General features: G+C 71.1%; 10 protein-coding genes. 5 read left to right on the forward strand and 5 right to left on the reverse strand.

The window, feature by feature from the left end; translation table 11 throughout:
• The 3 genes from AWZ10_RS12125 to AWZ10_RS12135 all read right to left on the reverse strand — a co-directional run.
• On the reverse strand, nt 1-1,027 hold a 1,027-nt coding region (locus AWZ10_RS12125), incomplete at its 3' end, for a serine/threonine-protein kinase (protein WP_244172468.1).
• A gap of 115 nt (nt 1,028-1,142) precedes the next feature.
• On the reverse strand, nt 1,143-1,628 hold the full coding sequence (locus tag AWZ10_RS12130) for a MarR family winged helix-turn-helix transcriptional regulator (RefSeq protein ID WP_046709774.1): 486 nt from the start codon (nt 1,626-1,628) through the stop codon (nt 1,143-1,145).
• On the reverse strand, nt 1,625-2,230 hold the full coding sequence (locus AWZ10_RS12135) for a DJ-1/PfpI family protein (protein WP_060891062.1): 606 nt from the start codon (nt 2,228-2,230) through the stop codon (nt 1,625-1,627). Before AWZ10_RS12135 ends, AWZ10_RS12130 begins: the two co-directional genes overlap by 4 nt.
• A gap of 242 nt (nt 2,231-2,472) precedes the next feature.
• On the opposite strand from AWZ10_RS12135, the gene AWZ10_RS12140 reads away from it, so the two are divergent.
• The 4 genes from AWZ10_RS12140 (at nt 2,473) to AWZ10_RS12155 (ending at nt 8,014) form a co-directional block, all read left to right on the forward strand.
• The gene (locus tag AWZ10_RS12140) at nt 2,473-3,828 is read left to right on the forward strand and encodes an aspartate aminotransferase family protein (protein WP_060891063.1); all 1,356 of its coding nucleotides are present in this window, start codon (nt 2,473-2,475) and stop codon (nt 3,826-3,828) included.
• A gap of 177 nt (nt 3,829-4,005) precedes the next feature.
• The gene (locus tag AWZ10_RS12145) at nt 4,006-4,812 is read left to right on the forward strand and encodes a GntR family transcriptional regulator (protein WP_060891064.1); all 807 of its coding nucleotides are present in this window, start codon (nt 4,006-4,008) and stop codon (nt 4,810-4,812) included.
• The gene (locus tag AWZ10_RS12150; protein WP_060891065.1) at nt 4,809-7,265 is read left to right on the forward strand and encodes a dolichyl-phosphate beta-glucosyltransferase; all 2,457 of its coding nucleotides are present in this window, start codon (nt 4,809-4,811) and stop codon (nt 7,263-7,265) included. Before AWZ10_RS12145 ends, AWZ10_RS12150 begins: the two co-directional genes overlap by 4 nt.
• Before the next feature lie 98 nt (nt 7,266-7,363).
• Nucleotides 7,364-8,014: a hypothetical protein gene (locus AWZ10_RS12155; protein ID WP_037702700.1), complete on the forward strand. Its 651-nt coding sequence runs from the start codon at nt 7,364-7,366 to the stop codon at nt 8,012-8,014.
• Between the two features lie 18 nt (nt 8,015-8,032).
• Here AWZ10_RS12155 and AWZ10_RS12160 read toward each other — a convergent pair whose 3' ends face one another.
• A complete protein-coding gene (locus AWZ10_RS12160) occupies nt 8,033-8,326 on the reverse strand; it encodes a DUF3303 family protein (RefSeq protein ID WP_037702702.1) in 294 nt (97 codons plus the stop codon).
• 162 nt (nt 8,327-8,488) lie between these two features.
• A complete protein-coding gene (locus AWZ10_RS12165; protein ID WP_037702704.1) occupies nt 8,489-9,772 on the reverse strand; it encodes an adenylosuccinate synthase in 1,284 nt (427 codons plus the stop codon).
• 197 nt (nt 9,773-9,969) lie between these two features.
• Between AWZ10_RS12165 and AWZ10_RS12170 the strand changes: the two genes are divergently transcribed.
• Nucleotides 9,970-10,457 (forward strand): diacylglycerol kinase family protein (locus AWZ10_RS12170; protein ID WP_279616624.1); only part of this gene is annotated, 488 nt, incomplete at its 3' end.

Raw genomic sequence — 10,457 nt, forward strand, 5'->3', positions numbered from 1 at the left:
CCGGCACACCGGGACCTCCCGACGCACCCGAGCCACCCGCAGCCGCCGAGCCCCCTGCGGCACCCGCCGCCCCTGGCGCTCCCGTCCCGCCCGCGCCCTCCGCGTCCTCCGGATCCTCGGCGTCCAGCAACTGCACGGCGTGCCGCCCCAGTTGGGCCACGAGGGCGCTCGGCAGCCAGGGGTCGCGGGAACGGCCGGCGAAGACCGTGTCCTCGGCGCCGGTGCGCTGGAGGATCTGGGCCAGGGTCGGGCGGGCGGCGGGGTCCTTTCGCAGACAGTCACGGACGACGTCGTACAGACCCTCCGGCAGCCCCTCCAGATCCGGCTCCTCCTCGGCGATGCGGAACATCAGGGCGTGGACCCCGGAGTTGGCGGCGCCGAAGGGGAGGTTGCCGGTGGCGGCGTAGGAGAGGACGGAGCCGAGGCAGAAGACGTCGCAGGCGGGGGTGATGCGGTCGCCGCGCACCTGCTCGGGGGCCATGAAGCCCGGCGAACCGACGAGCGCGCCGGTGCGCGTGAGCCCGCCGTCCGTGACGGTCTCCAGCGCCCGCGCGATGCCGAAGTCGATGACGCGCGGCCCGTCGATGGTCACCAGCACGTTGGACGGCTTGAGGTCCCGGTGGATGAGCCCGGCCGCGTGGATGTCCTCCAGCGCGTGCGCGAGCCCCGCCGCGAGGATCCGTACGGACCGCTCGGGCAGCGCCCCGTGATCCCGCCCGACCACGGCCTGCAGGGACGGTCCGGCGACGTACCCGGTGGCGACCCACGGGATGCCCGCCTCGGTGTCCGCGTCCAGGACCGGCGCGGTCCAGTACCCGCCCACCTGCCGCGCGGCCTGCACCTCCTGCCGGAACCGCGCCCGGAACTCCTCCTGCTCCGCCAGTTCCTGGCGGACCAGCTTCACGGCGACGGTACGGCCGCGCTCGGAGCGGGCCAGGTACACGTTCCCCATGCCGCCCGACCCCAGCCGCGCGAGCAGCCGGTACGCCCCGATGCGCTGTGGATCCCCCGGCCCGAACTTCTCCATGGCCACGTCCCCCGTCTCCCCCTGCAGATGTGTACGCGTACGTACGGGTACGTCGCGTACGTGCGCAACGGACCGATCGTAGTGCGGCCTCAGGGGGAGGCGGATGGAGCGGTGTCTACGGTTCCGTAACAGCGGCCGGTGGCGTGTGGGGCTCCGGTGCCGCCGCGAGGTGGTCCAGGGCACCCGACAGCCGTTCGAGCACCCGTACGGTCTCCGCGAACTCCTCCTCCCCCAGCGCCCCCGCCAGGCGCGCGGCCAGGGTCGCGTGGCCGGGCTCGATCCGTGCGATCGCGGTGCGGCCGGCGGAGGTCGGGGCGAGGAGCTTGGCACGGCGGTGGGCCGGATTCGGGACGTACTCGGCGAGCCCCCGGTCGACGAGGAGATCGGCGACCCGCTGGACGCTCTGCCGGGTGATGCCCATGACCCGGGCGACCCCGGCGACGGGCAGCGGCTCGGGCAGCACCGCGCCCAGCACCTGCCACCAGGCGGCCGTCAGCCCCGCCGGGCGCGCCAACTCGTCGGCCACGGAAAGGAACTGCCCGTTCAGCCGGAAGATCCCGAGGGCGGCTCGGCTGAGGAGGTCCTGCTGCTCGCGGCTCACTGTCCCGCCGCCTCCAGCACGGCGTACGCCTCCGGGTCCGAGTCGTGGAAGAGGCGGTACCAGGCGTCGAGGACCTCGCCCTCGTAGACACCGAGGAGGCGGAAGACCTCGCGGGCCAGGGCGACGGGTTCGGTGGGCCCGGCGGTGACCAGGACTCCGTCGGTGACGGCGTCCGCGTCCACGTACCGCTCGCCGCCCTTGTACCCGGTGGCGGCCAGATAGAAGGGAGCCGCGCTGGTGTGGCCCCGGTCGTCCAGCAGCCCTTCCCTCGCGAGCCCGGCGGTCGCCCCGCAGATCGCGGCGACGGGCACCCCGGCGTCCAGGAACTCCCTCGCCTTCCGGGCGAACGGCGCGAGTTCGTCACTCGTGTCCCACAGGTCCGCGCCGGTGAGGACGAGCAGCGAGCTCTCCTCCGGCCGCAGTTCCCCAAGAACCCCGTCCGGCTGAATACGCACCCCCGCGATGGTCCGCACGGCGTCGACACTCGGCCCGACGGTACGGATCTCGTATCCGCCCCGGGCGAGCCACGCGGTCGTGTGCCCCGTCTCCCAGTCGGCGTAGGTGTCGTACACGGCGAGATGGACAGGCTTGTGATTACTCATGACAGCATACTTACATTTAGACAGCCTACTGTCAAGAGAGCACGGGGGGTGTGACAGGTGCTGTGACGACTGCGGGCCGGTGGGGGCTGGTGGGGGTGGAAGGGGCACCGCCCCTGAGGACGGGACGGGACGGGACGGGACGGGGCGGGGCGGCTGGGGCGACACACTGTCGTGCTCGGACGTCCGCACGCATACATGTCGCCCGTGCCCTCCCCCCACCCCCACCCCCTAACCTCGCCCCCATGACCCCTCACCCCAACCCCCAGGCAGGCGCCGCGGTGAAGGCCGCGGACCGAGCGCACGTGTTCCACTCCTGGTCCGCGCAGGAACTCATCGACCCGCTCGCCGTCGCCGGAGCGGAGGGCTCGTACTTCTGGGACTACGACGGCAGGCGCTATCTCGACTTCTCCAGCGGCCTCGTCTACACGAACATCGGCTACCAGCACCCGAAGGTCGTCGCGGCGATCCAGGCGCAGGCGGCGACGATGACGACGTTCGCCCCGGCGTTCGCGGTCGAGGCCCGCTCGGAGGCGGCCCGGCTGATCGCCGAGCGCACCCCCGGCGACCTGGACAAGATCTTCTTCACCAACGGCGGCGCCGACGCGGTCGAGCACGCCGTCCGGATGGCCCGGCTGCACACCGGCCGCCCCAAGGTGCTGGCCGCGTACCGCTCGTACCACGGCGGCACCCAGCAGGCCGTGAACATCACGGGCGACCCGCGCCGCTGGGCCTCCGACACCGGCTCGGCCGGGGTCGTGCGCTTCTGGGCGCCGTTCCTCTACCGCTCCCGTTTCCACGCGGAGACGGAGGAGCAGGAGTGTGCGCGGGCGCTGGAGCACCTGGAGACGACGATCGCCTTCGAGGGGCCGTCGACCATCGCCGCGATCATCCTGGAGACCGTGCCGGGCACAGCCGGGATCATGGTCCCGCCGCCGGGCTATCTGGCCGGGGTCCGGGAGATCTGCGACAAGTACGGGATCGTCTTCGTTTTGGACGAGGTCATGGCGGGCTTCGGGCGGACGGGCACCTGGTTCGCCGCCGACCTCTTCGACGTCGTACCCGATCTGATGACCTTCGCCAAGGGCGTGAACTCGGGTTACGTCCCCCTCGGCGGCGTGGCCATCTCCCCCGCCATCGCCGAGACCTTCGCCCGACGCCCCTACCCCGGCGGTCTCACGTACTCCGGCCACCCGCTGGCCTGCGCGGCCGCCGTCGCGACGCTCCAGGTCATGGAGGAGGAGGGGGTCGTCACCCACGCGGCCACCCTCGGCGCATCGCTCATCGAACCCGCGCTCCGCGAACTCGCCGACCGGCACCCCTGTGTGGGCGAGGTGCGCGGCACCGGCATGTTCTGGGCGCTGGAGCTGGTGAAGGACAAGGAGACCCGCGAGCCCCTCGTCCCCTACAACGCGGCCGGCGAGGCCAACGCCCCCATGCTCGCCTTCGGCGCCGCCGCCAAGGCGAACGGCCTCTGGCCCTTCATCAACATGAACCGCACCCACGTCGTCCCCCCGTGCAACATCACGGAGACCGAGGCCAAGGAGGGCCTCGCCGCCCTGGACGCGGCCCTGTCCGTGGCGGACGAACACACGGTGTGAGGCCGTAACTCTCCCCTGTGGTCCCCCGTGATTCCCCTGCGTTTTCCCCGCGGTGCCGAGCAGAAGGGCAAAAACTCCTCCCCAGAACCCGAACGCGTAAGGTGACGTGCTCGTAAGAGAACTCAGAGAGCACGCACAGAATGCGTACGCGTACGCGGATGGGGGACCCAGACCACGATGCCCGGCACCGGCGGCGGCAATGGCGCCGTGACTCGAAGCACCCTGCGGCAACAGCTCGCGGACGCGCTCCGTGACGAGGTGCTGGCCGGCCGCCTGAAGCCGGGGCAGGAGTTCACGGTCAAGGAGATCGCCGAGCAGTACGGGGTGTCGGCGACGCCCGTGCGCGAGGCGCTGGTGGATCTGTCCGCGCAGGGGCTGCTGGACGCCGTGCAGCACCGCGGTTTCGAGGTCCACGCGTACTCGGTGGCCGACTACCGGAACATGGTCGAGGCCCGCATCCTGGTCACCGACGGCATGTTCCGGCGGCTCGGCGACCGCAAGGTCGATCCCCGTACGGCCGCCGCCCTCGCCGGGGTCCGGCGGCGCGGCGAGGAGGCGCGGCGGGCCGCGACCGCCGGGGACCTGGACATCCTGATCGGCTACGACCTGCGGTTCTGGCGCGAGCTGAGCGCCCTGTTCGGCAACCCGTACCTCACCGACTTCCTGCACCGGCTGCGCGTGCAGGCCTGGGTGTGCGCGGTCCAGCACCTGCGTCAGACGGACGTCCGGACGGACTCCCGGACGAACGACCGCGCCTCCGACCGCACGGCCGATCGCACGGCCGATCGCACGGCCGATCGCATGAACGACCGGATACACGACGGGGCGAACGACCACCCGGACGATCTCAAGGGCCGGCTGTGGGCCGACCACACCGACCTCGTCGACGCCCTCACCCGCCGGGACGCGCAGACCGCGCAGGAGCTCATCGCCGGTTACGACGAGCAGTCCCTGACCCTGGTGGAACGCCTGGCGGACGGATGAGCGTGCCCCCGAGGGCGGGCGGCGGCCAGGCGAGCGTCGACCTCTCCGTCGTCGTCCCCGCCTACAACGAGGAGGACCGGCTCGCCCCCACGCTCGACTCGATCATCAGCCATCTCTCGGCGACGGAGGCCGCCGCCCGCTGGGAGGTCATCGTCGTCGACGACGGGTCGACGGACGGCACGGCCGACGTCGTGGCCGCCGTCACCGCCCGCGACGCCCGCGTCCAGCTCGTCTCCGGCGGGCCCCGCAACCGGGGCAAGGGCCACGCCCTGCGGCTCGGTGTCCTCGCCTCGCACGGCCGCCGGGTCCTGCTCACGGACGCCGATCTCGCCGCGCCCATCGACGAGTTGGAGCGGCTCGACAAGGCGCTCTCCGACGGCCACACGGCCGCGATCGGCTCACGCGAGGCGCCCGGCGCGAGCATCGAGCGCCATCAGCACCGGCTGCGCGAGGCACTCGGGCGGGCCGGGAACCTGCTCATACGCGGGGTCGCGGTGCCCGGCATCCGCGACACCCAGTGCGGTTTCAAGCTGTTCGACGGCGACCGCGCCCGCGAGGCCTTCGCCGCCTCCCGGCTCGACGGGTTCGGCATCGACGTGGAGATCCTCCGATACTTCCGCCGCAGCGGCTGGCCGGTCGTCGAGGTCCCCGTCCGCTGGTCCCACCAGCCCGGTTCGAAGATCCGGCCGAGCGACTACGCCCGTGTCCTCGGTGAACTCGCCGTCCTGCGGGCCCGATCCGTCCGCCCGGCCGACGTCCTCGCCGTCACCTTCTTCCTGCTGATGGCGGTGGCCCTCCACATCGGCCGCTGGCTCGACCCGAACGGCCGCTACCTCCCCGACTCCCTCCAGGACCAGAACCAGTGGGAGTGGTTCTTCGCGGTCACGGCCGACAACCTCGTCCACCTCCGCAATCCGCTCTTCACCACCTTCCAGGGTTTCCCCGACGGCGTGAACCTGATGGCCAACACGGTCATGCTGGGCCTGTCGGTCCCCTTCGCGCCCGTCACGCTCGCCCTGGGTCCGGCCGTCTCGCTCGCCCTCGTGATGACCCTCGGCCTCGCCGCCACCGCCGCCGCCTGGTACTGGCTGATCGTGCGGAGAGTCGTACGGCACCGCGGCGCGGCCTTCGCCGGGGCCGCCCTCGCCGCCTTCGCGCCGCCGATGGTCAGCCACGCCAACGCGCACCCGAACTTCGTCGTCCTGTTCATGATCCCTCTGATCATCGACCGGGCGCTGCGCCTGTGTACGGGCACCCGGACCCGGCGGGACGGGATCGTCCTCGGCCTGATGGCGGCCTACCAGCTCTTCCTCGGCGAGGAACCCCTCCTCCTCGCCGCGATGGGCATGCTGGTGTTCGCCGCCGCGTACGGGCTCATAAGGCGGGACGTGGCCCGCGACTCCTGGCGCCCGCTCCTCAAGGGCCTGGGCATCGCTGCCCTCGTCGCGCTCCCCCTCGTCACCTTCCCGCTCAGCTGGCAGTTCTTCGGCCCGCAGAGCTACGGGAACATCGCGCACGGCGACAACTCCGGCAACAGCCCCCTCGCCCTGCTCTCCTTCGCCGAACGCTCGCTCCTCGCGGGCGACAAGGAACGGGCGGACGCGCTCTCCCCCAACCCCACCGAGCAGAACGCCTTCTACGGCTGGCCACTGGTCCTCCTGGCCCTCGGCATCGTCGTACGCCTGTGGGAGCACGCCCTGGTGAAGGCGCTGGCCTGCACGGCAATCGCCGCCGCCGTCCTCTCGCTCGGCCCCGAGATCCGGCTTCCGCAGACGGACCTCGTGCTGCCCGGCCCATGGGCGCTGCTCGCCGAGAAGCCACTGTTCGAGTCGGTCATCGAGGGCCGGGTCGCGATGGTCTGCGCCCCGGTGCTGGGCATGCTGCTGGCGATCGCCTGCGCACGCCTGGCCGCCGTGCCGAGCCTCGGCACGCGGTACGTGGGCTTCATGGCGATCACCCTCGCCCTGCTGCCGATCGTCCCGGCCCCGCTGCGGTCCGTGGAACGCGCCGAGGTCCCGGCGTTCATCGCGGACGGCACCTGGAAGTCGTACGTCGACACCGGGGCCGACGAGACCCTGGTGCCCGTGCCGCTGCCGGATCCGGGCAACGCGGAGGCCCTGCGCTGGCAGAGCACGGCCGACTTCGGATTCCGGATGCCCGGCGGCTACTTCAACGGCCCGTTCGGCGAGGACCGCGTCGGCATCTACGGCGCCGTCCCCCGCCACACCTCCAACCTGCTGCGAGACGTGCGCTACAGCGGCAAGGTCCCGGTGATCGGCGTGAACTGGCGGACGCAGGCCCAAAAGGACTTCGCGTACTGGCACGCGGGCGCCCTGGTGCTGCGCCCGCAGCCGTACGACGAGCAGTTGCGCGAGGCGGTCGACAAGCTCGTCGGGCGACCCGGTAAATGGGCGGGCGGTGTGTGGGTATGGGACCTGCACGAAGGGGACTGAAGGCGCGTTCAGCGACTACGCTTCCCTGACCACTGTGTGCCGTACGCGAACGTATCCCTACCGTCCGTGTGCGTGCCGGATGACCGAGGAGTTCTCTTTTGGCCTGTGACCTCTGGCTGGTCCCGCTCGTGGACGTGCTGTGCCACACGCCCGACAACCCCTTCGCCGAGGAACTCGCGCTCTACAACAAGCTGCTGGGTGAGGCCGGGCTACCACCGGTTCCGGTGTACCAGTACATGCCGGGGCTGACCGGGGAGGTCGCCCCCGTCGCGGGCTTCGACTACGACGCGCTGCACTTCCTGCGCCGCGCCTATCTGCTCCAGGTGTGCGGCCTGGAGGTGACCCCGGTGGACGCGCTGGGCGGCGACTACGAGCAGTTGCTGGAGATGTTCGAGGGCACGGCCCAGCAGTCGCACCTGGTCTGGCACTACGACCACGCCGGCGCCTACGTCCCGGTCGACTTCCCGCAACCTCTGTCCAGCGACGAACTCCTCGCCGGAGGCGGCCCCCTGGGCTCCGCCCAGGGCCTGCTGAGGGAACTGGAGTTCGTGGCCGCGGCCATCGGCATCGACCCGGCGAACCCTCCGGCGCCGCCCGAGGCGCCGCTCGCGCCCACGGAGTTGGAGGAACCCGCCGTCCCGGCGCCCTACGACCCCAGCCCGTTCGCCCGCGAACGGCACGTCTGGCTGGGCCTGCACGCGGCGGCGACGCGAAGTCTGGCGCAGGGATCGATGATCGTGTTCAGCTGACGCCCGGCGGCGTGCGGCTCAGCGGCCCAGCGCCGACAGGCCCTTCTGCAGGTCCTCGGGGTTCATGACCGGGGTGTATGTGACATCGGCGCCCATGTCGAGGAAGAAGGGTTCGGCGATCGCCGGCATCTGGGAGCTGTCCTGCATGTCGAAGACCATGTAGCAGGTGCGCTGCCCGTTGTCGGTGGTGAAGTAGGCCGCCTCCGGCTTGACCTGCTCCATGGAGGCCTGCATCAGCTTCCCCAGGGTGCCGTTGCGGATGGCCTCGTTGGACTTCTCCGTGTCGAATCGTGCTTTGAACAGGACGCGCATCGCACTCACCTTCCCTGGTCGTGTGACAGGCGCAGATCGCGCGCCTTCCAAGGATATGCCCGGTATGTACACCCGGCCCGGCGAGTCCGGCACCCGGCACGGACCGGGCCGGGCACGCCATGCGCGTGCCCGGCCCGGTCGTGTCGCCACGAGCGTGAACCGCTAGATGAACGAGTTGATCTCGATCGTCTCGTCGCGGCCGGGGCCGACGCCGATCGCGGAGATCGGTGCGCCGGACATCTCCTCCAACGCCTTCACGTACGCCTGGGCGTTCTTCGGGAGGTCGGAGAAGGACTTCGCCGAGGTGATGTCCTCGGACCAGCCCGGCAGGGTCTCGTAGATCGGCTTCGCGTGGTGGAAGTCGGACTGCGAGTACGGGAGTTCCTCGACGCGCTTGCCGTCGATCTCGTACGCGACGCAGACGGGGATCTGCTCCCAGCCGGTGAGGACGTCGAGCTTGGTGAGGAAGAAGTCCGTCAGGCCGTTCACGCGGGTCGCGTAGCGGGCGATGACCGCGTCGAACCAGCCGCAGCGGCGGTCACGGCCGGTGGTGACGCCCCGCTCGTGGCCGATGCGGCGCAGGGCCTCGCCGTCCGCGTCGAACAGCTCGGTCGGGAACGGGCCGGCGCCGACCCGGGTCGTGTAGGCCTTGAGGATGCCGATGACCCGGCTGATCTTCGTCGGTCCGACGCCCGCGCCCGTGCAGGCGCCGCCCGCGGTGGGGTTGGAGGACGTGACGAAGGGATAGGTCCCGTGGTCGATGTCGAGGAGCGTGCCCTGACCACCCTCGAAGAGGACGACCTTGTCGTCCTCAAGGGCCTGGTTGAGGACCAGGACCGTGTCGGTGACGTACGGGGCGAGCTTGTCGGCGTAGCCGAGCAGTTCCTCGACGACCTGGTCGGTGGAGATGGCCCGGCGGTTGAAGAGCTTGGTGAGGACCTGGTTCTTGACGTCGAGGGCCGCCTCGACCTTCTGCGTCAGGATCGACTCGTCGTACAGGTCCTGAACGCGGATACCGACGCGGTTGATCTTGTCCGCGTAGGTCGGGCCGATGCCCCGCCCCGTCGTGCCGATCTTGCGCTTGCCGAGGAAGCGCTCGGTGACCTTGTCGAGGGTCACGTTGTACGGCGTGATGATGTGGGCGTTGCCGCTGAGCAGGAGCTTGGACGTGTCCACGCCGCGCTCGTTCAGACCGCTCAGCTCGGAGAGCAGGACCGACGGGTCGACGACGACACCGTTACCGATGACCGGAGTGCACTCCGGAGTGAGGATCCCGGAAGGGAGAAGGTGGAGGGCGTACTTCTGGTCACCCACGACTACCGTGTGGCCGGCGTTGTTGCCGCCCTGGTAGCGCACCACATAGTCGACGGACCCACCTAGCAGGTCCGTCGCCTTTCCCTTGCCTTCGTCACCCCACTGAGCACCGAGCAGCACAAGTGCGGGCACGCGCGTACACCCCTTCCGGGCGGGGCATGTCCAAGGTCGGGGGCGTACGCGGTGGCTCATTACCGCCGCGTGCACCGCGACCGCCGTTGGTCGCACCTGTCGGACCCGGATGCCCCGGAATAGACCAAGCCCCTGGCGCAATAGCGCAAGGGGCTCTTGCACAAAGATGCTACCCGAGGAAGCGAGGCAGGACCGAGGTGGCGACTCCCGACCAGCTCCTCGTGGTCATCGACCCCCTCGCCCGTCGCACGGACGGCGAGGCCGTACGGATCGCGAAAGACGTGCTCAGCGCGGGTGCGGCGAGTACGAAAGTGTGTCTTCCCGAGGGGCCCGAGGAATTTGCGCGGGCTCTCTCCCGACGTGGTTCCCGGCGGCCGGTGGTGATCGGCGACGACCGCGCGCTGCTGCGGGCGGTGGCTCTTCTGCACCGTCGGCGGGAGCTGGCGGCGTGCGCCCTCTCCCTGATCCCCGTGGGCTCCGCCCTGGGTCTCGCCCACTCCCTCGGCGTGCCCACCGGCGCGGTCGCGGCGGCCCGCGCCGCCCTCGACGGTGTCGAACGCAGGCTCGATCTGCTCGTCGACGACAGCGACGGGGTGGTGCTGGGCACGCTGCGCATCCCGGTCCTGCCGGGTGCGCCCCCTCCGGACCGGACGGAGGTGGCCGCGGCCACCGACACGGGTCCGGG

The sequence above is a fragment of the Streptomyces europaeiscabiei genome, from assembly GCF_001550375.1.
Lineage (GTDB): Bacteria > Actinomycetota > Actinomycetes > Streptomycetales > Streptomycetaceae > Streptomyces > Streptomyces europaeiscabiei.

Coding starts and splice junctions, on each gene's coding strand:
- AWZ10_RS12145 (WP_060891064.1), top strand. CDS start 4,006: ATGCCCGGCACCGGCGGCGGCAATGGCGCCGTGACTCGAAGCACCCTG.
- AWZ10_RS12150 (WP_060891065.1), top strand. CDS start 4,809: ATGAGCGTGCCCCCGAGGGCGGGCGGCGGCCAGGCGAGCGTCGACCTC.
- AWZ10_RS12160 (WP_037702702.1), bottom strand. CDS start 8,326: ATGCGCGTCCTGTTCAAAGCACGATTCGACACGGAGAAGTCCAACGAG.
- AWZ10_RS12135 (WP_060891062.1), bottom strand. CDS start 2,230: ATGAGTAATCACAAGCCTGTCCATCTCGCCGTGTACGACACCTACGCC.
- AWZ10_RS12140 (WP_060891063.1), top strand. CDS start 2,473: ATGACCCCTCACCCCAACCCCCAGGCAGGCGCCGCGGTGAAGGCCGCG.